This window comes from Lentzea sp. NBRC 102530, from assembly GCF_030269365.1.
Classification (GTDB): domain Bacteria; phylum Actinomycetota; class Actinomycetes; order Mycobacteriales; family Pseudonocardiaceae; genus Lentzea.
Genome location: NZ_BSTF01000018.1, coordinates 78500 through 101107, shown reverse-complemented (window position 1 = coordinate 101107; position 22608 = coordinate 78500). Strand labels below are relative to the sequence as shown.

21 protein-coding genes are annotated in these 22608 nt (G+C 68.0%); 9 read left to right on the top strand and 12 right to left on the bottom strand.

Features of this window, described 5'->3' with window-relative positions:
- The 5 genes from QSK25_RS36545 to QSK25_RS36525 all read right to left on the bottom strand — a co-directional run bounded on the left by QSK25_RS36545 (position 1) and on the right by QSK25_RS36525 (position 4519).
- Positions 1–801 carry a phospholipid scramblase-related protein gene (locus QSK25_RS36545; RefSeq protein WP_285645215.1) on the bottom strand — a complete coding sequence of 267 codons (801 nt, stop codon included), beginning with the start codon at positions 799–801 and terminating at the stop codon, positions 1–3.
- Positions 802–880: 79 nt separating this feature from the next.
- Positions 881–1072: a ferredoxin gene (locus QSK25_RS36540; RefSeq protein WP_285645214.1), complete on the bottom strand. Its 192-nt coding sequence runs from the start codon at positions 1070–1072 to the stop codon at positions 881–883.
- Positions 1069–2283: a cytochrome P450 gene (locus QSK25_RS36535; RefSeq protein WP_285645213.1), complete on the bottom strand. Its 1215-nt coding sequence runs from the start codon at positions 2281–2283 to the stop codon at positions 1069–1071. Before QSK25_RS36535 ends, QSK25_RS36540 begins: the two co-directional genes overlap by 4 nt.
- A complete protein-coding gene (locus QSK25_RS36530; protein WP_502881932.1) occupies positions 2280–3905 on the bottom strand; it encodes an ABC-F family ATP-binding cassette domain-containing protein in 1626 nt (541 codons plus the stop codon). Before QSK25_RS36530 ends, QSK25_RS36535 begins: the two co-directional genes overlap by 4 nt.
- A 77-nt stretch (positions 3906–3982) precedes the next feature.
- A complete protein-coding gene (locus QSK25_RS36525) occupies positions 3983–4519 on the bottom strand; it encodes a TetR/AcrR family transcriptional regulator (protein ID WP_285645209.1) in 537 nt (178 codons plus the stop codon).
- A gap of 73 nt (positions 4520–4592) precedes the next feature.
- Here QSK25_RS36525 and QSK25_RS36520 point away from each other — a divergent pair, with 73 nt between their 5' ends.
- The 5 genes from QSK25_RS36520 (at position 4593) to QSK25_RS36500 (ending at position 9496) form a co-directional block, all read left to right on the top strand.
- Positions 4593–5663 carry an FAD-dependent monooxygenase gene (locus QSK25_RS36520; RefSeq protein ID WP_285645208.1) on the top strand — a complete coding sequence of 357 codons (1071 nt, stop codon included), beginning with the start codon at positions 4593–4595 and terminating at the stop codon, positions 5661–5663.
- Between the two features lie 182 nt (positions 5664–5845).
- Positions 5846–7021 (top strand): nitric oxide synthase oxygenase, encoded by a 1176-nt coding sequence (locus QSK25_RS36515; RefSeq protein ID WP_502881928.1) that lies wholly within the window; start codon positions 5846–5848, stop codon positions 7019–7021.
- A gap of 9 nt (positions 7022–7030) precedes the next feature.
- Positions 7031–8095 carry an APC family permease gene (locus QSK25_RS36510; RefSeq protein ID WP_285645372.1) on the top strand — a complete coding sequence of 355 codons (1065 nt, stop codon included), beginning with the start codon at positions 7031–7033 and terminating at the stop codon, positions 8093–8095.
- A 40-nt stretch (positions 8096–8135) separates the two neighbouring features.
- On the top strand, positions 8136–9233 hold the full coding sequence (locus QSK25_RS36505) for an NAD(P) transhydrogenase subunit alpha (protein ID WP_285645207.1): 1098 nt from the start codon (positions 8136–8138) through the stop codon (positions 9231–9233).
- Positions 9230–9496 (top strand): NAD(P) transhydrogenase subunit alpha part 2, encoded by a 267-nt coding sequence (locus QSK25_RS36500; protein WP_285645206.1) that lies wholly within the window; start codon positions 9230–9232, stop codon positions 9494–9496. Before QSK25_RS36505 ends, QSK25_RS36500 begins: the two co-directional genes overlap by 4 nt.
- On the opposite strand, the gene QSK25_RS36495 is transcribed toward QSK25_RS36500, so the two are convergent.
- Positions 9486–10694 carry an RNA-guided endonuclease InsQ/TnpB family protein gene (locus QSK25_RS36495; protein ID WP_285645205.1) on the bottom strand — a complete coding sequence of 403 codons (1209 nt, stop codon included), beginning with the start codon at positions 10692–10694 and terminating at the stop codon, positions 9486–9488. The genes QSK25_RS36500 and QSK25_RS36495 overlap by 11 nt on opposite strands.
- A 62-nt stretch (positions 10695–10756) precedes the next feature.
- Between QSK25_RS36495 and QSK25_RS36490 the strand changes: the two genes are divergently transcribed.
- Entirely contained in the window at positions 10757–12118 is a 1362-nt protein-coding gene (locus QSK25_RS36490) for an NAD(P)(+) transhydrogenase (Re/Si-specific) subunit beta (RefSeq protein ID WP_285645204.1), read from the top strand.
- Here QSK25_RS36490 and QSK25_RS36485 read toward each other — a convergent pair.
- The 3 genes from QSK25_RS36485 to QSK25_RS36475 all read right to left on the bottom strand — a co-directional run bounded on the left by QSK25_RS36485 (position 12084) and on the right by QSK25_RS36475 (position 16018).
- Positions 12084–14054: a diguanylate cyclase domain-containing protein gene (locus tag QSK25_RS36485; protein ID WP_285645202.1), complete on the bottom strand. Its 1971-nt coding sequence runs from the start codon at positions 14052–14054 to the stop codon at positions 12084–12086. The genes QSK25_RS36490 and QSK25_RS36485 overlap by 35 nt on opposite strands.
- A gap of 52 nt (positions 14055–14106) precedes the next feature.
- Positions 14107–14910, bottom strand: a complete 804-nt coding sequence (locus QSK25_RS36480; protein ID WP_285645201.1) for an SAM-dependent methyltransferase — start codon at positions 14908–14910, stop codon at positions 14107–14109.
- A 73-nt stretch (positions 14911–14983) separates the two neighbouring features.
- Positions 14984–16018 (bottom strand): MFS transporter, encoded by a 1035-nt coding sequence (locus QSK25_RS36475; RefSeq protein ID WP_285645199.1) that lies wholly within the window; start codon positions 16016–16018, stop codon positions 14984–14986.
- Positions 16019–16075: 57 nt separating this feature from the next.
- Between QSK25_RS36475 and QSK25_RS36470 the strand changes: the two genes are divergently transcribed.
- The 3 genes from QSK25_RS36470 to QSK25_RS36460 all read left to right on the top strand — a co-directional run bounded on the left by QSK25_RS36470 (position 16076) and on the right by QSK25_RS36460 (position 17164).
- Positions 16076–16519 carry a MarR family winged helix-turn-helix transcriptional regulator gene (locus QSK25_RS36470; protein ID WP_285645198.1) on the top strand — a complete coding sequence of 148 codons (444 nt, stop codon included), beginning with the start codon at positions 16076–16078 and terminating at the stop codon, positions 16517–16519.
- Between the two features lie 25 nt (positions 16520–16544).
- Positions 16545–16829, top strand: a complete 285-nt coding sequence (locus tag QSK25_RS36465) for a fluoride efflux transporter FluC (RefSeq protein ID WP_285645370.1) — start codon at positions 16545–16547, stop codon at positions 16827–16829.
- A gap of 65 nt (positions 16830–16894) precedes the next feature.
- Positions 16895–17164, top strand: a complete 270-nt coding sequence (locus QSK25_RS36460; protein WP_352236767.1) for a fluoride efflux transporter FluC — start codon at positions 16895–16897, stop codon at positions 17162–17164.
- Here the strand turns inward: QSK25_RS36460 and QSK25_RS36455 are convergent.
- The 3 genes from QSK25_RS36455 to QSK25_RS36445 all read right to left on the bottom strand — a co-directional run bounded on the left by QSK25_RS36455 (position 17115) and on the right by QSK25_RS36445 (position 22500).
- Positions 17115–19646: an NACHT domain-containing protein gene (locus QSK25_RS36455; RefSeq protein ID WP_285645196.1), complete on the bottom strand. Its 2532-nt coding sequence runs from the start codon at positions 19644–19646 to the stop codon at positions 17115–17117. The genes QSK25_RS36460 and QSK25_RS36455 overlap by 50 nt on opposite strands.
- 67 nt (positions 19647–19713) lie before the next feature.
- Positions 19714–21945 (bottom strand): HelD family protein, encoded by a 2232-nt coding sequence (locus QSK25_RS36450; protein WP_285645368.1) that lies wholly within the window; start codon positions 21943–21945, stop codon positions 19714–19716.
- Positions 21946–22071: 126 nt separating this feature from the next.
- Positions 22072–22500 carry a MarR family winged helix-turn-helix transcriptional regulator gene (locus QSK25_RS36445; RefSeq protein WP_285645194.1) on the bottom strand — a complete coding sequence of 143 codons (429 nt, stop codon included), beginning with the start codon at positions 22498–22500 and terminating at the stop codon, positions 22072–22074.
- Positions 22501–22608: the final 108 nt, after the last annotated feature.

Below are 22608 nucleotides of genomic sequence, written 5' to 3'. Positions count from 1 at the left end.
CTAGCCCTGGTTCTGGCTCAGCACCGTGTCGACGGTGACACCCGAGGCCACGATCATGCTGAGCAACGGGTCGGGCACCGGCCGGTGGAACTGCACGACGTAGTTGTCCGCCGTCGAGAACATGGCCTTGGAGAAGCCCTGCCAGGTCTTGGTGATCCGGGCGACCTCGGTGCCGGTGTGGTCCTGGAGCGAGAAGTTCCAGGCCCGCCAGTTCTCCGCGTAGAGGCCGCCGATCTGCGTCCCGTTGCAGACGTACGCGAACCGGACCTTGCCGAAGACGTTCTCCTGCACGATCTCGCCGATCGGCAGGCCGTCCCCGCGTTCGACGACGACCTTCGACTTCCACATCGTCGCGGGCCGGGTGACGCGCAACCGCGGCATGCCGTGCACGTCGCGGATCTCCAGCCGGACGTCCAGCATCGAGTCCATCTTCGTGAAGGCGCGCAACGCCTTCGCGGCGCCGGACTGACCGACCTGCTCGACCGTGCCGAGGTGGCGGGCGTGCTGGTCGTAGATGACGTACGAGTTCGACATCTCGATCAGCTTGGCCTTCTGGTTCACCACCAGGACCGGTTCGTCGAACAGGGTTCCGCCGCCACCGGACACCACGCCCTGCACGCCGGCGCGTTGCACCTGCTGGGCCACGCGGTCCTGGCCGGTGCCGCCCACCTGCAGCTCGGTGTGGTGGGAGTCGGACCGCTCCTGCCGCGGCTGGACGTGCGGCGTCCACTGAACGCCGTCCCACCACCGGACGAACCGGGGGTCGGCGTTGTCCGGGTACCAGCCCGGCGCTGTGTTCATGCGGCGAGCGTACGACTTCGAGACACGCTGGCGCCGGGCGACAGGGCACGGTTTTGCCGCCCGGCACGTCTTCAGCGCGTCAGCTGATCGTGATCGCTCCGGCAGGGCAGAGCCCCGCCGCCTCCTTCGCGCCCGCTTCGTGCTCGGCGTCCGGATTCTCCTGCAGCAGCACGACGGTGCCGTCGTCCTCGCTCTGGTCGAACAGGTCCGGGTCGGTCAAAACGCACATTCCCGAACCACAGCACTTCGTCTGGTCGACGGAGATCTTCATGACGACCACGCTACTGGCAACGAGTGCACTCCGTAGATCCCCATGTCGGTGCGCAGCGGCACCTCCTCGGGCTCGACGTCGAGGCGGAGGTCGGGGAACTCCTGGAACAGCTTGGCGAACCCGATCCTCATCTCGATGCGCGCGAGCTGCTGGCCGAGGCACTGGTGGATGCCGTGCCCGAACGCCACGTGCCCGCTCGCGGGCCTGCGCAGGTCGAGCTCCTCGGGGTTGCCGGGGAACTTCTCCGGGTCGCGGTTGGCCGTCGGCACGTGCATCACCACGGTGTCCCCGGCCCTGATGAGGTGACCCTCGATCTCCACGTCCTCCAGCGCGGTGCGCACCGGTCCGAAGTGGATGATCGACAGGTACCGCATCAGCTCCTCGACGGCGTTGTCGACGACGCCCGGCTCGTCCTTGAGGATCTTGAGCTGGTCCGGGTGCTGCAACAGCGTGAACGTGCCGAGTCCCAGCATGTTCGCCGTGGTCTCGTGCCCGGCGATCAGCAGCAGCATCGCCATGTTCGACGCTTCCTCGTCGGTGGGTTCCCCCGTGGCGATGAGGTCGCTGATCATGTCGTCGCCCGGGTTCTCCTTCTTGCGGGCGACCAGTTCGCGCATGAACTCCTGGATGCGTTGGAAGGCCTCCATGGCCTCCTTGAACGTCGAGTCCAGGCTGAGGAGCTTCGCGGTGTCGTCCTGGAATCGCGACTTCTCCTCGTAGCCGACGCCGAGCAGCGCGCAGATCACCAGTGACGGCACCGGCATCGCGAACTCCTTGACGAGGTCCGCGCGGCCGTCGAACGTGCGCAGGTGCGCCAGTTGGTCGTCGACGATCTGGCCGATCCACTCGGACAGCTGGTTCATCCGCCGGACGGTGAACTGGCCCTGCAGCATCTTGCGCAGCCGGGTGTGGTCCGGTGGGTCCTGGCTCAGGAACATGCCCGGTTCGACCTTGCGCTTGTCCTTCTCCTCGGGCAGATCGCCCTGGAAGCGCACGTCGAGCAGGTGGTGGTTCTCCGGGCGGTTGCTGAACTTCGGGCTTCCCAGGATCTCGCGCACCTGGTGGTGGCCGGTGACCAGCCAGCCGAGGTGGCCGTCCGAGAACTTCAGCCTGCTGACGCGGGCCTGCTCGCGGATGGCCGTGACCTCGGCCGGCGGGTCGAACGGGGTCTGGCGCGTCGTGGGCAGTTTCTCGGAGATCAGTTCGGTCATCTCGCACACCTCCCAGTGCTCAGCAGAGGACCTACTTCTGAAGCTACAGAAGTTTCATGACTCCGTGAAGGTGAATTCAGGGTCACGGACCGCCACGACCCGAAATCTGTCCGCATCCGCCGGTCGTGCGTCGCGACGGCCACCGCCGCCCTGGTCTGGTGCAGCGCCTCGGTCAGCTCGTCGACCAGGGCGATCGACAGGTGGTTGGTCGGTTCGTCCAGCAGCAGCACGTGTGGGGAGCCGCTGAGCAGGATCGCGAGTTCCAGCCGCCGTCGTTGCCCGGTGGACAGCCGGGCGACCGGGCGGGCGAGGTCCGTTCCGCTGAGCAGACCGAGGTCCTCCACCCGCGGGCACAACTGCCGGGCGGTGGCGTCCTCGTTCTCGAACACCGACTCCTGGGCCAGCAACGCGACCTCGCCGACGTGGTGCACCGTGCCGTGAACCGGGGTGATACGGCCGGCGAGGACGTTCAGCAACGTCGACTTGCCCGCCCCGTTCGCTCCGGTGACCAGCAGCTTCTCGCCCGCGCTGAGCGAGATCGGCTCGGTCAGGCGCACCCGGCCGGGTACTTCGAGCGGGGTGGCGTGCAGCAGGTCGCCGCTCGCCTCCAACTCCGGCGGCATGAAGCGCAACGGCGGTGGGGGAGCGTCCAGTCTCTGGTCGTCCAGCTCCTCCAGCCTCCGTGCGACGTTGCGCATCTTGTTCGCCGCACGGGTGCTGCGCTTGTGCTTGAACGCGCCCTTCGGCGGCCGCCAGTTGTCCTTCAGTCGGGACTGGGCGCGTTCGACCTTGTCGGTCAGCTCGTCGTGCTCGGCCTCCTCCTGGGCGAACCGCTGCTCCCAGCGCTGGCGCTCGGCGTGTTTCGCCTCCTTGAACGCCTGGTAGCCGCCGCCGTGCAGGTGCACCTCGCCGTCCGGGGTCGGGTCGAGGTCGAGCAGCTGCGTGCAGACGTCGTCGAGCAACGTGCGGTCGTGGCTCACCAGCACGACGACGCCGTGGTGCCGGCGCAGGCGTTCGGTGAGGAACGTGAGTGCGCCCGCGTCGAGGTGGTTCGTCGGTTCGTCGAGCAGCAGCACGTCGGCGCGTTCGGCGAGCAGGCACGCGAGCCTGACCCGGTAGCGCTGGCCCACGCTGAGCCGCGCGAGTTCCGTCGCCCGGTCGTGGTCGGCGTCGAGTGCTTTGAGGGCGATGTCGGCACGCCGTTCGGCGTCCCAGGCCTCGATGTTCTCGGCGTGCGCCAACGCCTCGGTGTAGCGCCGCTCGTCGAACGGCTCGGCCGCACCGTCCAGTTCGGACAGTGCGGCACGGCTCTCGCGCAGCGCCTCGGACAGCAGGTCCCCCACGGTTTCGCCTTGGTGGAAAGGCATTTCCTGTTGCACCAGGCTCAACGAACCGTGCCGGGTGACAGTTCCCTGGTCCGGCACGAGGTCGTCGGCCAGCAGCCGGAGGAGGGTGGTCTTGCCGCGGCCGTTCTCGCCGATGACGCCGAGGCGCTGGCCCGCGGAGACGGTCAGGGAGATGCCGTCGACGACGGGCCCGGCCTCATAGCCCTTGGTGAGGTCTTGGGTCGTCAAATGAACATGCGAACGCACGGGGATCCTCTTTTGGGTACGCGAAATCAGGACGTGTTGCGCGGAGGCACACGTCCTGGATCAGAGGTAGAAGACCCCGTACCCGAATCCCATGAAACCCACGGTACCTACGGTCGCAACGCCTTTTCGACGGCCGCGGTGAGGTCCCGGACGCTCTCCTCGGTGCCGGGCGTCGGGCCGACCGTGCTGCCGCCGCCGACGAGCCGGTAGAAGAGCAGGCCTTCGAGGAACGCGGTGAAGTGCGCGCCCGCCCGTTCGGGGTCCTCGTGGCCCAGCAGTTCCGCGAGCGCCGTGGCCTGCTCGCGCGGGGAGTGGGCCATGATCGACTTCAGTTCGGGGTGGTGCGTCGCCTCGAGCATCGCCGCGTACCGGGCGAGCGTGCGGTCGCGTTCCACGAGCCAGCTGTCGAGCGTCCTCGCGATGCTGCCGGCGACGTCGTCCGGATCCGGCGCGACGTCGAGGCGTTCCTGCTCGGCCAGCCGCGCCACGAACCCCTCGATCAAGGCCTTGCGCGTGCGGAAGTAAGCGCTGGTCGAACCCTCCGGCAGGCCTGCCTCGCGGTCGACCGCGCGATGGGTGAGGCCGCGCATGCCCTGGGCGGCCACGAGCTTGATCGCGGCGTCGGTGATGAGGTCTTTGCGCACCTGTGGCCCCCATCTCTCTCTACAGCTGTAGTCTACAGGCGTAGAGTCTTCTACATCTGTAGAGGAGGATGCGATGAAGGCGATCGTGGTGGGCGGCGGCATCGGAGGGCTGGCGGCGGCGGTGTCGTTGCGCCGGGTCGGCTGGGAGGTCGAGGTCCGCGAACGCGCGGCGGCGTTCGGGGAGATCGGCGCCGGCGTGGGCGTGATGCCGAACGCGATGCGCGCGCTGGAGTGGATGGGGGTCTCCGACGAGATCCGGCGGCTCGGCACGCCCCGCGTGTCCGGTGGGGTGCGGCGTCAGGACGGGCGCTGGCTCGTGCATCTGCCGGACGTGGGGCAGGAGAAGGTGATCGCGATGCACCGCGCCGATCTGCACGGCGTACTGCTGCGGGCGTTGCCGTCGTCGGTGCTGTTCAACGACGCCGAGGTGACTCGTGTGGACGAGTTGGACGCGGATCTCGTGGTGGCGGCCGACGGCATCAACAGCCGGTTGCGCGCGGAGTTGTTCCCGGAGGCCCGCGGACCGGAGTACGCGGGGGCGACGGCGTGGCGCGGGGTGGCGCCGGGGCCGTTCGACCTGCCGATCTCGCAGACGCTCGGTCCCGGTGGGGAGGCGGGGATCCTGCCCCTCGGGGACGGCCGGGTGTGCTGGTACGTCGCGTGCGTCGCTCCCGCTGACGCTCGACTCGACCCGGTGGAGCTGTTCGCGGACTGGCACGATCCGTTGCCGGAACTGGTGTCCACGACTCAGGACGTCATCCGGCACGACATCTACCAGTTGCCGTTGCTGCCGACGTTCGTGCGGGGGCGGGTGGCGTTGCTCGGCGACGCGGCGCACGCGATGACGCCGTACCTCGGGCAGGGCGCCTGCATGGCGCTGGAGGACGCCGTGACGCTGGCCGCGGTGGGTGGTGATCTGGCCCGGTACGACGCTGTGCGCCGTCCGCGCACGCGGTCGGTGTGGAAGGGCTCGCGGATGGCGGGGAAGTTCGGCATCGAGATGCGGTCGCCGATCGCCTTGGCGCTGCGCGACTTCGCGTTCCGCGTGTTGCCACCTTCCTTGGCAATTCAGGGGATGACGCGCTTCTCCTCGTGGGAGGTGCCGCAAGTTCACTCGATCGGGTCGAACCCAGTGGTGAACTGAATCACAGGTCAATGTTTGGTGTCGGCGGGATAACGGACTAGAACCACCCTTTGTCGCGCCCATTGTCACCCAGTTGTAGGATCAAGTAACTGCTGAGCGTGTCGGACGCGGTCCAGTGATCCAGATGGCGTAGCGCGACAGGCGGTTCCTCCTACACGAAAGCGCAACTACGGTGCCTCGCCATGACCCCCGTCCCGACTGATGTGATGCCCCGTTCCCTCACGGCGCTTCCCCCGGCGCAGGTCGAGAACACCGGCGAGATCGACATCGCCGAGGCTGAGGACTTCGTCCGACAGCACCACACCGAGCACCCGGAACTCGGTCCGGTCGAGGCCCGGCTGGCCGAGGTCCACGCGGAGATCGCCGCGACCGGCACCTACCGCCACACCACCGAGGAACTCACCTTCGGCGCGCGCGTGGCCTGGCGCAACAGCTCCCGCTGCATCGGGCGCCTGTACTGGCGGAGCTTGAAAGTGCGCGACCAGCGGGAGGTGTCCGCCCCCGCCGACGTCGCGAAGGAGTGCGTCGAACACCTGCGGGTGGCGACGAACAAGGGCAAGATCCGCCCGGTCATCACGGTCTTCGCCCCCGCGGAGCCCGGCACGCACGCACCGGTGATCGTGAACGAGCAGATCATCCGCTACGCGGCCTACCGCGGGTCCGACGGCGGCGTGCTCGGCGACGGCCGCAACCTCGCGCTCACCGAACTCGCGGTGCAGCGCGGCTGGAAGCCACCGGCCACGCGCGGCCCGTTCGACGTGCTGCCGCTGATGGTGACCTGCCAGGGCCACGAGCCCGCGCTCGTCGAGATCGCCGCCGACGACGTGCTGGAGGTCAAGCTGTCGCACCCGGACTTCCCGTGGCTCGGCGCGCTGGGCGTGAAGTGGCACGCCGTGCCCGCGATCAGCAACATGCGCCTGCGCATCGGCGGCATCGACTACCCGTCGGCGCCGTTCAACGGCTGGTACATGGGCACCGAGATCGGCGCCCGCAACCTGGCCGACTCGGACCGCTACGACCTGCTGCCGTACCTCGCCAAGCGAATGGGCCTGGACATGTCGTCGGAGGCGACGTTGTGGCGCGATCGAGCCCTGGTGGAGCTCAACCGCGCCGTCCTGCACTCGTTCGCGGAGGCCGGGGTCACGATCACGGATCACCACACGGAGTCGAAGCGGTTCCTGACGCACCTGGAGAAGGAGGAGGCGGCCGGACGTTCGTGCCCCGCTGACTGGTCGTGGATCGTGCCACCCGTGTCGGGCGGGCTGACGCCGGTCTACCACCGGTACTACGACTCGGATGAACTGCTGCCGAACTTCTTCCCCGCCGCCAAGCCGTCCGGTTGCCCTGTCGCACACTGAGGTGTGCAACTGACCCGTAGCTTGACGCTGACCGACGCCGTGTTCGTCGGGCTCGGCTCCATGATCGGCGCCGGGGTGTTCGCGGTGTTCGCCCCGGCTGCCGCCGCGGCCGGGTCCGCGTTGCTGGTGAGCCTGGTCGTCGCGGGTGTGGTGGCCGGCTGCAACGCGTTGTCGAGCGCCTGGCTGGCCGCCCGCTACCCGCAGTCCGGCGGGACGTACGTCTACGGCCGCGAACGCCTCGGGCGCGTGTGGGGCGATGCGGCCGGGTGGGCGTTCGTGCTGGGCAAGACGGCGTCGTGCGCCGCCATGGCGTTGACGGTCGGCGTGTACGCCGGTGCGCCGAAAACCGTTGCGGTGGTGGCGATCGTGGCGTTGACCGTGCTGAACCTGACCGGTGTGCAGAAGTCCGCGCTGGTCACCCGCGTCATCGTTGTTGTTGTCCTGCTCGTGCTTTGCCTTGTGGCGTTCACAGCTCGTGAGGCCGTGCAGCCGGCGGAGTTCCTGCCGTCAGGAATCCTTCCCGCCGCCGCGCTGCTCTTCTTCGCGTTCGCCGGGTACGCGCGCATCGCGACTCTCGGAGAGGAGGTTCGGGACCCCGCGCGCACGATCCCCCGTGCGGTCGTGGTTGCCCTGTCGATCACTCTGGTCGTGTACTTCGGGGTGGCCCTCGTGGCGTTGAACGCGTTGGGCAGCCGTCTCGCCGTGTCGACTCTTGCCGACGTGTCACCCTCTCTGGCGCCTGTGATTCGGGTGGCCGCCTGCCTGGCTGCGTTGGGTTCGCTGCTTTCCTTGCAGCTCGGGGTGAGCCGGACCGCGCTGGCCATGGCACGCGACCGCCGACTGCCGTCGTTTCTCGCCGATCTCCGTTGGGCGGAAATCGCGACCGGCGCCGTGGCGATCATTCTGGTGCTCACGGTGGATGTCACGCGTGCGATCGTGTTCAGCTCGTTCTGCGTGCTGCTCTATTACGCGATCGCCAACGCCAGCGCGTGGACGCTCGGTAAGCGTCTCGTGCCGGCGATTGGGCTGGCAGGGTGCCTGACCCTCGCCGGTGCGGTGCTCTGGCAACTGTAGATGTGGCCCAGGTCACCTTTGATCGCGTAACGTGCGTACGGTGAAAGTGGGAACCCCCGCAGAGTCGCGGCCCGCCGAGCGCCGAGTCGCCTGCGTACCGGAAACGGTGTCGTCGCTGGTCGACGCTGGACTGACCGTGCACGTACAGGAAGGTGCAGGGCGTCACGCCCACGCCCCCGACGCCGCTTACCGAGCGGCCGGGGCCCACGTGACGCCCGAGGACCCGACGTCGGAATCCGATGTCGTCGTGTCCGTGCAGCCGTTGACCATCGCCCAGGCTTCCCTGTTGAAACCGGGCGCCATCACCGTGAGCTTCTTGCAGCCAGGCCTGGAACGCGCACTCCTGGAGGTCTACCGAGACCGCCGGGTCACGTCGTTCAGCTTCGACCTGCTGCCCCGCGTCACCCGGGCCCAGAGCGCGGACGCCCTCTCGTCCCAGGCCCTCGTCGCCGGTTACCGGGCGGTGCTCGTGGCCGCCGAACGACTTCCGCGCTTCCTCCCGATGTTCACCACCGCCGCGGGCACCGTGCCCCCGGCGAAAGTCCTGGTCCTGGGCGCCGGAGTGGCGGGCCTGCAGGCCATCGCCACGGCCCGTCGCCTGGGTGCCGTGGTCGAGGCCTACGACGTCCGCAAGGCCGCGGGCGAGGAGGTCCGCAGCCTGGGGGCCAAGTTCCTCGAACTGGACCTGGAAACCCAGTCCGGCGTCTACGCCTCCGTGCAGTCCGAGGAGTTCCTGGAACGCCAACGGGAACTCATCGGCGAACACGTGGCGGCGTCCGACGTCGTGATCACCACCGCGGCCATCCCCGGCCGGAAGGCACCCGTGCTGGTGACCACGGACATGCTCAAGGCGATGGCCCCCGGCTCGGTCGTCGTCGACCTGGCCGCGGAGTCCGGCGGCAACTACGCGGGATCCGTTGCGGGGTCCGAGATCTGGGTGGGCGACGTGCTCGTGCACGGCGCGCTGAACCTGCCGTCGTCCATGCCGGTGCACGCGAGCAGGTTGTACTCGCGCAACGTGCTGAACCTGCTCAAGCTGATGACCGCGGACGGGGTGGTGGCGCCGGACCTGGGCGACGAGGTGCTCGACGGCTGCTGCCTCACCCACGACGGCCAGATCCGCAAGGAGTTGCCGTGATCGACCTGTTGACGATCTTCGTGCTGGCCGTGTTCGTGGGCTTCGAGGTGGTCTCGAAGGTGTCCACGATCCTGCACACGCCGCTGATGTCCGGCGCCAACGCCATCCACGGCGTGATCCTGGTGGGCGCGATCCTGATCACGGGGTCCGCCGAGAGCACGCTCGAGCTGGTGCTCGGGGTGCTGGCGGTGTTCCTGGCCACGGTGAACGTCGTGGGCGGGTTCGTGGTGACGGACCGGATGCTGGAGATGTTCAAAAATTGACCTTTCCCCTTGCTGACAAGGGGATTTCTGCTTCGTCGCCGATCGCCCGCCCGGAGTGTGTCCGTTGAGGTCTTGCACCGGCTCCACAGACTGTCGCCGCCAGCCCGGCGGCCAGGATGTTGCGTGCCGCGTTCACGTCCCGGTCGTGGGTCGCTCCGCAGCCACAGGTCCAGGTGCGCACGTGCAGCGGCATGGTCGCCGCTGGTGTGCCGCAGACCGAGCACAGCTTGGACGACGGGAACCAGCGATCAGCGACGATCACCTTCCGCCCGTACCAGGCCGCCTTGTACTCCAGCATCTCCCGGAACTGCCGCCAGCCCGCGTCACTGATCGAGCGGGCGAGACGGCGGTTGCGGACCATGCCGGACACGGCCAGGTCCTCGATCACGAGCGTTTGGTTCTCACGCACGAGTCGAGTGGTGACTTTGTGCAGGTGGTCGGCCCGCCGGTCGGCGATCCGAGCGTGGATCCGGCCGACCGCGAGACGAGCTCTCGTCCGGTTGTTGCTGCCTTTCTGCTTGCGGGCCAAGGCTCGCTGCGCTCGGGCGAGTTTCACCCTGTCGCGGTGCTCGTGCCGGGGATTGGCGATCTTTTCCCCTGTCGAGAGCGTCAGCAGGTGGTTCAGACCCGCGTCGATCCCTACCGAGGTGTCGATGGCAGGCAACGCCGTCACGTGCGGGTCCTCGCACAGCAAGGCCACGAACCAACGCCCGGCAGCGTCCAGCGAGACCGTCACCGACGACGGCTCCGCACTTGTCGGCAACGGCCGGGACCAGCGAATGTGCAACGGCTCGGACATCTTGGCGAGGGTCACCGCCCCGTCCCGCCAGCGGAACGCCGAACGCGTGTACACGGCGCTGGACCGCGCCCTCTTCCGGGACTTGAAACGCGGGTATCGCGCGCGTTTCGCCCAGAAGTTGGTGAACGCCGATTGCAGGTGTCGCAATGCCTGCTGCAGCGGAACGCAAGAAACCTCGTTGAGGAACGCGAGCTCTTCGGTGCGTTTCCAGCTCGTGAGCAGCGCCGACGAGGCCTTGTAGTCGATCGGTGCCCGGCCTTCGGTCCACGCTTCCGTGCGGGCCTGCAAAGCCAGGTTGTAGACCTTGCGAACACATCCGAACGTGCGCAGCAGTTCCGCGGCTTGCACTTCGGTCGGGTAGAAGCGGTACTTGAACCCTCGCTTCACCTGGCCGCTCACAGTTCGAAACCTAGCGGATGCCGTGCGGCCCGAAACGGGCAGGTTTCCTTGGAGGGCTTCAGATGACCATCGTCCAGCTGATGTACCTCGTCGCGTCGCTCTGCTTCATCCTGGCGCTGAAAGGCCTGAGTTCGCCCAAGTACGCGCGCTACGGCAACTTCATCGGCGCGTTCGGCATGCTGGTCGCCGTGGTCACCGCCTACGTCCACGGCGTCGTCCACAACGGACTGTGGATCCTGATCGCCGTCGCACTCGGTGTGGCGGTGGGCATCCCGGCCGCCCGTTCGGTCAAGATGACCGCGATCCCGCAGATGGTGGCCCTGTTCAACGGGGTCGGCGGCGCGGCCGCAGCCCTCGTCGCACTGGCCGAGTTCTTCGCGGTGCCGGACACGACCGTGATGTTCCGCCTCGCCACCGTCCTCACGGTGCTGATCGGCTCGGTCAGCTTCTCCGGCTCGGTCGTCACGTTCCTGAAGCTGCAGGAACTCATGACCACCCGGCCGGTGCTCCTGCCTGCGGGGCAGCAGCTCGCGATCGCGGCGGGTGTGTCGTCGGTTGCCTTGTGCGCCTTGACGACGGCGGTGCCGAACGGGTTCCTGCTGTGGTTGCTGGCGGTCGTCGGGCTCGCGCTCGGCGTGTTGTTCGTGCTGCCGGTGGGTGGCGCGGACGTGCCGATCGCGATCTCGTTGCTCAACGCGTTCACCGGCCTCGCGGTGGCGGCGTCCGGGTACGTGCTGGCCAACACGTTGCTGATCGTGGCGGGCACGCTCGTCGGCGCGTCCGGCACCATCCTGACGCGGCTCATGGCGCAGGCGATGGGGCGGTCGCTCGCCAACATCCTGTTCGGGGCGTTCAAGGCGACGACGGCCACTGCCCAGCAAGAGGAGCAGCGGACGGTCAAGTCCGGGACGGTCGAGGACGTCGCGATCCTGTTGGGGTACGCCAACAACGTCGTCGTGGTGCCGGGGTACGGGCTGGCGGTGGCGCAGGCGCAGCACGCGGTGCGCGAGCTGGTGGGGCAGCTCGAGAAGCGCGGAGTCGCGGTGGCGTACGGGATCCACCCGGTGGCGGGGCGGATGCCGGGGCACATGAACGTGTTGCTGGCCGAGGCGGACGTGCCGTACGAGCAGCTCAAGGAACTCGACGACGTCAACCCCGGGATCACGTCCGTCGACGTGGCGGTCGTGGTCGGGGCGAACGACGTGGTGAACCCCGGTGCGCGCGACGAGCCGTCCAGCCCGATCTACGGCATGCCGATCTTCGACGTCGACCGCGCGAAGTCCGTGGTGTTCATGAAGCGGTCGATGCGGCCGGGGTTCGCGGGCGTGGACAACGAGTTGCTCTACAACCCCAAGACGACGTTGCTGTTCGGGGACGCGAAGGACTCGCTCACGAAGCTCCTGGCGGCTGTGAAGCAGCTCTGAGCAGGTCGGTGACCTCGGCGCTGGTCAACGCGGGCAGCAGGCCGATCACGCCGTCGGCGCCCGCCTGCCGCCAGTGCTCGGCGTCGGCGAGGGTGTGCACCTCGTCGACGCCGAACCGCACGCCGAAGCCGTGCACGGTCGCGATCAACGCCCGCATCGCCTGGTGCAGCGGGGAATCCGGCGTGGGGGCGGGGGCGCGGGTGATCACCGAGCGGACCGGCACCTCGGTGAGCACGGCCAGTTCGTCGTGGCCGCCGCGGAACCCGTCGAGCGCCGTCACGATGCCGCTGTCGTGCAGCACCACCGCGTTGTCGTCGCCCGCGAGCACCGACGAGATGTCCAGCGCGATGCGCAGCCGTTCCGGCGGCAGGCCCGTTTCGTCCAGCGCGCGTTTGACCTCCGCGACCAGGTCCTCGTCCCGCGACTGCAGGGCGCCGAGCGCGAGGTGCAGCGTGGGCGCGCCGTCGCCGAACTCCTCGGCCCACCGGGCGGCCTGCGCACATGCCTCGCGCAGCAGCCAGCGGCCGATCGGCAGTGACAGGCCCGTCGAGTCGGCGAGCGCCATCGTGTCGTTGTGGCTCAGGTCGTCCCAGTGCAGCCGGGCGACGGCGCCGAGCACCTCGCGGGTCTCCAGGTCGTGCACGGGCGCGTAGACGATCTCGATCTCGCCGTGCTCCCAGGCACCCGGCATCGACGCGGCCAGCGCGTACTTGCCGCGCCGGCGCGCGTCGTCGTGCGGGTCGTGCAACGCCCACTGCCGTTTGCCGCGGGCCTTCGCCTGACGCAGTGCGGCGTTGGCGCAGCGCATCAGTTCGGCCGCCGTCACGAACGAAGGCGGCCGGTCCACCACGCCGATGCTCGCGGACAGCGCGATGCCGTGATCGTCCACAAAGGTCGGTTCGCCGAGGACGTCCTGGATCTCCTCGACGGTCGACGTCACGGTGTCGTTCACGGTGAGGAACCCGAACTCGTCGCCGCCGATCCGCGCCAGCACGGCGTTCTTCTCGGCCGCGAGCCTGCCCAGGCGGCTGGCGACGATCTTGAGGAGCTTGTCGCCGGTGTCCTGGCCGAGACCGATGTTGACGACGGAGAACGCGTCCAGACCCAGGTGGTAGAGGGTGATCGGGCCGCCGTCGAGCAGCCGTTCGACCTGTGTGACGAAGTGCTGGCGGTTCGACAGGCCGGTGAGCGAGTCGTGCAACAGCTGGTGGTCGAGGCTGCGCTGCAACAGGTGCAGCTCGCTGATGTCCTCGACCATCGTCACGTGGTGGGTGGGCCTGCCGTCCGCGTCGCGCAGCACGGAGACCACGAGGAGCACCCACACCGGTTCGCCGTCCGCGCGGATCAGCTCGCGCTGGTCGCGGAACCGGTCGAGGCGCCCCTCGCTGAGGTTGCGGTAGGAGGCGCCGAGCGGGGCCAGGTCCTCCGGCCGGTAGAACTCCTTCAGGTCGTGGTCGACGACGTCGGCGCCCGAGGGCAGGCCGACGATCTCGGCCAGCGTGTCGTTCGCCTCGACGCACCGGCCGGTGAGGTCGGTGATCGCGATGCCCAGCGCGGCGGAGTCGAACACCTCCTGGAACCGCGCCTCGCTGACCTTGAGCGTGCGCTCGACCCGCTGTTTGGCCCGCACGATCGCGACCTTGAGCTGCTCCTGCTGGTCGAACGCGTCCAGCCGCATGGCCTGCGCGTACGCGGCGCTCAACCGGGCCAGCACGGGGAGTTCGAACGAGGGCGAAAGAACCTCGATCGTGGCACTCAACGAGTCGGGGCCGGTTGCGTGCAGTGACACCAATCGTTTGGCGACCGATTCAGGTGACTCCGGCAGTTCCCGCAACGAGTCGAGCAGCGCGTGCTCGATTTCGGCGTGGGACAGCGGGATGTACGCGGTGGGCGTCAACGCGTGCATCCAGCGGGCGGCGAGCTCGGGAAGTTCCATCCTGTGCACAGAGCGTACGGATCCGCCGCCGAGCGGCCAACAACGACAGGCGCTACAGCTTGCGTCCCACCGCCGCGTAAATGCCCGCCTTGTCCGGATCGTCGGTGTCACTGCCCTCCGGCCGCCACAGCGGCGTCGGCACGATGCCCGGTTCGACGAGCTCGAACCCCGCGAACAAGGCCTCGACCTCGCTCTTCGTGCGCGGGTACATGGGGTTCTGGCTCTGTTTCATGACCTCGACGATCCCGGCCATCTCCTCCGGCTGGAGGTCCTGGGTGAACTGCGAGACGGCGAGGTAGCTGCCGACCGGCACCGCGTCGCGATAGGCGGCGACCACGGCGTTCGGGTCGGCCTGGGGCGGCACGAAGTGGAAGACGCCGGCCGTCAGCACGCCGACGGGCTGCGTGAAGTCGATCAGACCGCTCTCGCGTGCCGCCTGCAGCACCGCGTCCGGCCTGGTCATGTCCTCCTGGACGATCGTCGCGCGCGGGTCGTGCTCCAGGATGAGCTGGCTGTGCGCGACGGCGACCTCCTCGAAGTCGACGTACACGACGTGCGCCTCCGGGTCGGCCTTCTGCGCGATCTCGTGCACGTTGCCGACCGTGGGGATGCCGGAGCCGAGGTCGAGGAACTGCCGGATGCCCTCGTCGATCATGAACAGCACCGACCGGCGCAGGAACGCCCTGTTCAGCCGGGCGATCGCGCGGGCGTTGGGCTGTGCCTTGAGGAACTTCTCGGCGAGTGCCCGATCGGCCGCGAAGTTGTGCCCGCCGCCGAGCAGGTAGTCGTAGAGGCGCGCGGCACTGGGCTTGCCCGTGTCCACGCCTTCGGGAACCCAGCTCACCTGTTCAGCCATGCCCCCAGGCTACTGAGACGCGCCGTCCGTCCGGCAGGGCATGGGCCCGTTCGGGCTAGCGGAATTCCAGCTGTCACTGGAAAGTGTGAATCAGCAGGGTGGCGAGCGCGACGCCCAGCGCGGTGCCGAGCCCGCGGGCGACGTTCACGAGCCCGCTCCCGACCCCGGCGGCGCTCTCGGGCAACGCGCTCATGACCCGTTTCGTGCAGGCCGGCGCGATGATCCCGAGCCCGATGCCCGCGACGACGAGCTGAAGTGGTTGCGGTACAGGCAGAAGCAGCGCTGTCGCGGTGATCGTTGCCCCGGTGGGGATGCCCGGCCTGCTGAGCAGCGTCGCCGCGAGCGCGAACCCCAGGGGCAACGCCGCGACCGTGAGTCCTATATGTGCCAAGGGTTGTTTCATGGTGAACGGCAGCAACGTCATGGGCGCGAACAACGCGGCGTACGTGAGCAGCACGCCGACGAGCCCCGGCAGCACCTTCCACGTCGGCTTTCCCTTGTCCCGCGCGGTCTTCGTGCGGGGCAGCAGGTAGTGCCCCGCGACCACGGCGACGACGCCGATCGGCACGTTGATCGCGAACACCGCCTGCCACCCGTACCGCTCGGTGAGGAACCCGCCGAGCAACGGCCCCGCCGCGAGCCCGGCCGCCTGCGCCGCGGCCTGCACCCCGAGGGCCTTGCGCCGCTTCTCGGGCACGACCGCAGTGGTCACCAGCGCGACGCTGTTCGCCTGCAACATCGCCGCCCCGACGGCCTGGGCTATGCGGGCGGCGATCAAGGCGTCGAAGCTCGGCGCGTACACGCACGCGACGGACGCCGCCGTGAACAACGCGAACCCGTAGATGTAGACGATCTTGCGCCCGATCCTGTCCGCGATCCTGCCCATTGGGACGAGCAGGGCCACGAGCGTGATCAGGTAGCTGAGCGAGATCCACTCCGGATCGGCACCGAAGTGAGCACTCATCGCGGGGAACGCCAACGTGACGATCGAGGCGTCCAACTGCCCCATGAACGCGCCGAAGCAGACCGTCGCGATGACCAGCCAAGGCGCGTACGCCCGACGTGCGATCCACGCCGGTCTGGGCGACTCCGTGACGAACCAGTTCATCGTAAGCCGATTATATCTGACCCAGAGCTATTGTTCGGCGTTCAGTAGGATTTCCGCATGTCAGACGAAGCCCGCACGCTCACCGACGTCGTCACTCGCCTGCGCCGGGCGCTGCGGACGAGCATCCGGGCCGACTGGCCGTGGGAATCCCTGCCGATGGCGCAGGTAGAACTGCTGCAGACCCTCGCGGAGCGCCCGCCGATGAAGGTCGGCGACCTCGCCGCCGCGCTTCGCCTGGCCCCCAACACCGTCTCCGGCCTGGTGTCCCAACTGATCGACTCGGGCCTCGTCGTGCGTGGCGGAGACCCCAAGGACAGGCGGGTAGCGCGACTATCCGTCTCACCCCGTGGACACGAACAGCTGCTCGTCTGGCAGCGCGAACACGAGAAGCGGATCGGCTCCGCCCTGGCCAAACTGGAGTCCTCCGAACGAGAGGACGTCGTGCGAGCGCTGAAGGCTCTGGACCACCTGGTGGAGCACCTTGCCGAACCCACCGCCTGACCGTTCCCTGGCGTTCCTGTCTCTGGTGTCTTTGGGAGGCGGGCTGGGTGGGGTGGCGCGCTACGGCTTGTCTCTTGCTGTGTCCGGCGCCTGGGGGCTGTTCGTGATCAACGTGCTCGGGTCGTTCCTGATCGGCGTGCTGATGGGGACCGTGCCTCGGCCTCTTGTGCGTGCCTTCTTCGGGGTTGGGGTGCTGGGCGGGTTCACGACGTTCTCGTCCTACGCCGCTGCTTGGTCTTGGGCGTTGTTGGCCACGCCGGTTTGTGCTGTGGCGGCAGCGTTTCTCGGGTTGCGGGTGACCCGTCGATGACTGTTTTCGCCGTGTTTCTCGGTGCTGCTCTTGGGGCGCCTTGCCGGTACCTGCTTGATCAGTTCGTGCAGTCGAGGCACTCGCGGGACTTCCCGTTCGGCACGTTGGTGGTGAACGTCCTCGGCTGCTTGCTGATCGGGTTCGTGATCGGCACGTCGTGGATGCCGTTGCTGGGCATCGGTTTCTGCGGCGGGCTCACCACGTACTCGACCTTCAGCTACGAAACGGTGAAGTTGCTGGAGGCCGAGAAGTACCGCTCGGCCTTCCTGAACGTCTTCGTCAGCGTCACTCTGGGAGTGGCGGCGGCTGGTCTGGGTCTCGCTCTAGCAAGCTGAACCCACCGCGCTCCCACCTCTGCAGGAACGCCCGCACCTGCTCCGGAACCTCGTAGTCGTCGTTCCAGCCGTCTGGAAGCGCCCATTCCTCGGTGTACTCCAGGTAGGGCAGAGTCAGCATCAGGTCGAGGGCGTTGGAAGGTCTGAAGAACTTCCAGTCCTCAAGACCGAACGGTTCCGTTCCGGTCCACGGTGTCGGCTGGACGGTCATTGTGATGGCGATCGAGTCAGCTTCAGCCATCTCGTGGGTGGCCAACAGTTCGGAGGCTGCGCTGTAGAATCTGTATCCGGCAGCTTTGCACGCCCCGTAGAGGATCCCGGCGCCCATCCTGCGTATCGCCGAATCGAGGACTTCCGGGTCATCGAGCATCCAGTGTGCCCAAGGTGTTGACTTCCTGAGTTCCCGAATTTCGGCGCGGTACTGCTTGTAGAGGTCCTGGCGAACATCAGGCCAGTCGTGTTTGAACAGGGCGTCGATCACCAGGATTGCGCTAATTTCACCTTCTGAGATCAAGCTCCCGAAGCGCTCTGTCACTGTTCGCTGGATCGCTTCCCTGTTCATCGGAGATGAGTTGATCACGCAGTTCATGATCGGGAAGTCTGCAGTGCTGTCGTAGTCAAGGGTGCGGTCCTCAAGTGGGAAGCGGACAAATTTCTCCAGTGCTGCGGTGGTGATCGTCCGGACCACCTGGTCGCTAGGAGCCACGTGGCGCAATGCGCGCGTGGCGAAGTACAAGCCGCCGTTGTGGAGTGCTTCTTCCAACAGTTCGTCGGCGCCTCCCTCGAAGTTGCGTTCGAACAGTTGCAGCACGATCTGGGCCACGACGTCCCATTGATCGACGGTTGGCTTGAGTACAGCCCAGAGTGCTTCAGCCGTGCGATGGGTGCGCACCAGGTGTTCGGCGGCGAAGTACTCGAGGAACGTGCGGTGCGTGAAGCCGAACTCGTTCGCGCCGACATCGGTGAGGATCCAGGCCCGGCCAGTGCAGTACGCGAGGAACTCCTCCGCAGCCGCCACCGACACGTCGTGGTCGTCGAGCTTCCGGTCGAGGTACTCGGTGAGGTGGTTGATGACCCTGGTGCGTTTCTGGGGCTTGCCGGACTCAGTAGCGCTGAACATCTTCCACGCCAGGTGTTGCACGGCACCACGCAACCGCCCGTGGAACTTGATCGGCAGTTCGATGCCGCGCTTCGAGTCCCACTGCTCGAACAGCATCAACGCACACCGCTCGTACACCTCGGCCAGGTTGTGCGGCAGGTACCGGTCGCTGGAGTACATGGCGCACAACAACGTCAGCAGCAGCGCGTTGCTGCGCAGCTCCTTGATCTGCTTGCTGTCCTCCAGAAACGAGCTGATCAGGCGCTCTTGCTCGACCGGGGAAGTGGCCTCGTCGAGGTTGAACCACCGCGACACGTAGTCGGCGACCTGCTCGTCGTCGAACTCCGCGATCTGGCTCGAAGCGAACATCTCGTCGTTCAGCGGCGCGTCCTCGTAACCGACTTTCCGCGCGGTCACCAGGATCGGCACCAGCGGGTAGAGGTGCGCGAATCCTTCCACCAACGACACCACGCGGCGGCGCAGTTCGATCTGCACCAGCTCGTCCAGGCCGTCGAGGATGACCACCGCGCGGCCGGTGCGCAGGAGGTACTCGACGCCGTCCCGCGGCGGCTTCACGTTGTACGGCTCCTGGCACAGCTTCTCCAGGTAGTGCAGGAGGTCGTGGCCACCCTCGTCGAACGAGTCGGCGAACTGCCGCAACACCAACAGGAACGGCACGCGTCCCGTGCCGTCGGTGGCGACGTCGTACGCGAACTTCGCGGCCAGCGTGGACTTGCCCGCGCCGGGATCGCCCTGGACCAGCACGCGATGGCCGGGGGAGCCGAGGCGGAGGGTGAACTTCGACTTCAGCGTGGGCGGCACGTAGAGCTGGTCGTAGCGGACCGCGCGGCTCACGCCGATGTGCGGCATGCGGATCCTACTGTGCAGGGCGGCCACCTGGTCGCGCATCCTGGCGGCGAAGACGTGGATGCGCGCGGACGACTTGAGGCGCCTGAGCATGACGGTGTTCGTCGTGGCGGCGTTGTAGATGTCGGCGCGGTCGGTCTTGGTGCCCGCGGCGCGGTAGTGGGGTTCTACCTCCTGGCAGGCGGCGACCATGGCGTCGTGCAGGAGGGTGGTGACCCTGGCCAGCGGCTGGTCGGACAGGCCGGCCAGGCGGAGGCCTTCGTGCAGTTGGTCCTTGGAGGCCTTGCCCATCATGTTGCCGACGCGCTTCTGTGCCACCACGGTCGCGAAGTCGGGGGAGGCGAGGTAGCGCTCCAGGGCTTCGACGTCCGGGCGGGGAAGGTCCGCGAACAGGGCCTCGGTCGCCGCGCTCCTGGCGGACGGCGAGGGCAGCTTCAGGCTGTCCGCCAGGCGGGAGGAGAGCTGGTCGCTCACGCCCACGACGACCCGGATGACCGCCGACTCGATGTCGGGCAACGAAGGCTCCTGTTCGACGACGGCGAAGTCCTGGGCGGCGCTCGCCCCCCAGGACTCCCAGCGTTCGTTACGAAACGTCCTTCAGACGGGATAGCACATCGGGCAGCGTTCCGGTGTGCACGACGCCGAGTCGTTGCGTGGCACGGGTCAGCGCGACGTACAGGTCCGACGCCCCGCGCGGCGACTCCGCGAGGATGCCCTCCGGGTCCACCACGACCACCGAGTCGAACTCCAGGCCCTTGGCGTCGGTCACGCCGAGCACCACGACCTGCGCCTCCTCGAGTTCGTTGCCGACCGACGACCCCGGCACCGCGGCCGAGATCGACGACCCCACCGACGGCAGCAGCGCGGCGGGCACGATCACCGCGATCTTGCCGTCGCCGACCGCCGCGACCTCGCGGGAGATCAGCGCGGGCACCTCGGCCTCGTACGACGCCACGGCCGAAACCCACGGCGGCACACCGGAATCGCGCACGGACGTCGGCGGCACCAGCGCCGCGTCCACGGAGGCGAGCACGTCCGCGGCCACCTCCATGATCTCCGCGGGCGTCCGGTAGTTGACCGTGAGTTCCGTGAGGCGCCAACGGTTCTGCACGTACGGCGACAGCACGGAACCCCATGAGGTCGCACCGCCGATGTCACCGGTCTGCGCGATGTCACCCACGACCGTCATGGACTTGCTGGGGCAGCGGCGCATCAACGTCCGCCACGCCATCGCCGACAGCTCCTGCGCCTCGTCCACGATGATGTGGCCGAACGTCCAGGTGCGGTCCGCGGCGGCGCGTTCCGCCGCCGTCTCGTAGCGGTCGACGCCGTGGCGCTGGGCCAGGCTGTAGGCGTCCATCAGGTCCGAGGCCATCAGGAGGTCGGGGTCCGCGTCGTCCTCCAGGTCGAGGATGTCGAGCACCCCCTGCGCGTACTCGATCGCCTGGCGGCGCTGGCGTTCGGCACGGGCCTTGGCCTCGGTGTCGTCCTCGCCGAGCAGTTCCGCGGCCTCGTCGAGCAACGGCACGTCCGCCGGCGTCCAGTCGTCGTTCGAGCGCTGCAGCAGATCGCGTTCCTCGCGGGTGAACTTCGCCATCGCGCGGTTGCGCCGCTTCGGGTTCCGGTACAGCTCGGAGAGCAGCGAGAACGGCGTCAGCACCGGCCACAGCGACGAGATCGCGGCCTGCACCTCCTCGGACTCGCGCAGCTCGCGGCGGATGTCGTCGACGTCCTCCTTGTCGAGCAGGTGCCCGCCCAGGCGTCCCACGACCATGCTCGACAGCGTCGAGATGATCTCGCGGGCGAACGTGCGGCGGGCCTCGTTGTGCGCGCGGCGGGTCCGGCGCGCCCGGCCCCGCGCGTCGGCGATGGCGCGGCGGTCGAGGCGCAGCACGTCGTTGTCGAAACGGATCTCGACGAACGGCGGCGCTTCCTGCCGGTCGCGCACGGCCGCGGCGATCACGTCCGCCATCTGGATCCGGCCCTTGATCGCGGCGGCCGCGGCCGACTCGCGACCCGTCGCCGTCAGGTTCGGGTACAGCTCGCCGACCGTCGACAGCAGCACGCCCGTCTCACCCAGCGAGGGGAGGACCTGGCTGATGTACCGCAGGAACGTCGTGTTCGGTCCGACGACCAGGACACCGCGTTTCGCCAGCTGCCGGCGGTGGGTGTACAGCAGGTACGCGGCTCGGTGCAGGGCCACCGCGGTCTTGCCGGTGCCCGGACCGCCCTGCACGACGACGACGCCGTTGAGCTCGGACCGGATGATCTTGTCCTGCTCGGCCTGGATGGTCGCGACGATGTCGCTCATCTGGCCGGTGCGCGACTCGTTCAACGCGGCGAGCAGCGTCGCTTCACCGGTCAGCGACTCGCTGCGCGTCGCGTCGACCGAGTTGATGTCGAGCACCTCGTCGTCGAGGCCGATGACCTTGCGCGAACGGGTCCGCAGGTGCCTGCGCCGCCGCACGCCGTCGGGGGAGGCCGCGGTGGCGAGGTAGAACGGCCTGGCGGCGGGCGCCCGCCAGTCCATCAGCAGCGGCTCGTAATCCTTGTCCTCGTCGAAGAGACCGATTCGGCCGATGTAGAAGCGGTCTTCGTTGTGGAAATCGAGCCGGCCGAACGCGAGTCCGTTCTCGACAGCGCTGTACTGGGCCAATTGATCCGTGTACATCGCGACGGACGTGTCGCGCTCCGACCGCATCTGGTGCGTGCCGCCGGTTTGTCGCAACGATTGTGCGAGTCGTTTCGACGTCTGTTCGCGGAGGTCGTCGAGCCGGCCGTACAACATGGCCACGTATTCCTGCTCCGGCTCCATTTCGGCGAGCCGGAGGTCATCGGAGGGGCTTGACAACTTGCCTCATTTCTCGATACAATGCGGCGTCGGCTTATGAATGCCGTGTCGCACATTCCTGCCCGCGCTGGGTGGCTCAGCGCAGACTGTCTAATCTACACGCATATCGGCGTGGTGCAGGTACGCCTTCCGCAGCAGTGTGGCCAACGTATCCCGCTCGTGCGGGGTCAACGGCGCCAGCAGCTCCTCCTCGTGGGCCCGCGCCGCTTCCAGTCGTTCGCCGAGCGCCTGCCTGCCACCGTCGGTGATCGACACGGTGAACCGCCGCCGGTCGCGTTCATCCCGTCTGCGCCGGGCGAACCCGAAGCCCTCGAGGTCGTCGAGCACCGACACCAGGTCGCTCGGGTCCATCCGCACCCGGTCGCTGATCCGCTTCTGCGCCACCGCTTCCTGCTCCGACAGGTACGCGAGCACGGTCAGGTGAGGGCCCCGCAGGTCCGCGCGGCCGATCCTGCGTGCTTCGCGCACCAGCCCGAGCATCAGGTAGCTGGGCAGACGCAGAAGCTGATCAATGCTCATGTGCCAAGTCTAGGAAAGATCCGTCCCCCGAAAGTGGATTGCGCTGCGTGAGGAACACGCCCGGACGAGGGCCGTCAGGGTGAGCGATGGGGTGACGTTTCTCCGCAA

What these genes read in the sequence shown, in the direction of transcription:
- QSK25_RS36545 (WP_285645215.1), bottom strand. Translation starts at nt 801, where the DNA reads ATGAACACAGCGCCGGGCTGGTACCCGGACAACGCCGACCCCCGGTTC.
- QSK25_RS36540 (WP_285645214.1), bottom strand. Translation starts at nt 1,072, where the DNA reads ATGAAGATCTCCGTCGACCAGACGAAGTGCTGTGGTTCGGGAATGTGC.
- QSK25_RS36535 (WP_285645213.1), bottom strand. Translation starts at nt 2,283, where the DNA reads ATGACCGAACTGATCTCCGAGAAACTGCCCACGACGCGCCAGACCCCG.
- QSK25_RS36520 (WP_285645208.1), top strand. Translation starts at nt 4,593, where the DNA reads ATGAAGGCGATCGTGGTGGGCGGCGGCATCGGAGGGCTGGCGGCGGCG.
- QSK25_RS36515 (WP_502881928.1), top strand. Translation starts at nt 5,846, where the DNA reads ATGACCCCCGTCCCGACTGATGTGATGCCCCGTTCCCTCACGGCGCTT.
- QSK25_RS36490 (WP_285645204.1), top strand. Translation starts at nt 10,757, where the DNA reads ATGACCATCGTCCAGCTGATGTACCTCGTCGCGTCGCTCTGCTTCATC.
- QSK25_RS36485 (WP_285645202.1), bottom strand. Translation starts at nt 14,054, where the DNA reads ATGGAACTTCCCGAGCTCGCCGCCCGCTGGATGCACGCGTTGACGCCC.
- QSK25_RS36480 (WP_285645201.1), bottom strand. Translation starts at nt 14,910, where the DNA reads ATGGCTGAACAGGTGAGCTGGGTTCCCGAAGGCGTGGACACGGGCAAG.
- QSK25_RS36475 (WP_285645199.1), bottom strand. Translation starts at nt 16,018, where the DNA reads ATGAACTGGTTCGTCACGGAGTCGCCCAGACCGGCGTGGATCGCACGT.
- QSK25_RS36470 (WP_285645198.1), top strand. Translation starts at nt 16,076, where the DNA reads ATGTCAGACGAAGCCCGCACGCTCACCGACGTCGTCACTCGCCTGCGC.
- QSK25_RS36450 (WP_285645368.1), bottom strand. Translation starts at nt 21,945, where the DNA reads ATGGAGCCGGAGCAGGAATACGTGGCCATGTTGTACGGCCGGCTCGAC.
- QSK25_RS36445 (WP_285645194.1), bottom strand. Translation starts at nt 22,500, where the DNA reads ATGAGCATTGATCAGCTTCTGCGTCTGCCCAGCTACCTGATGCTCGGG.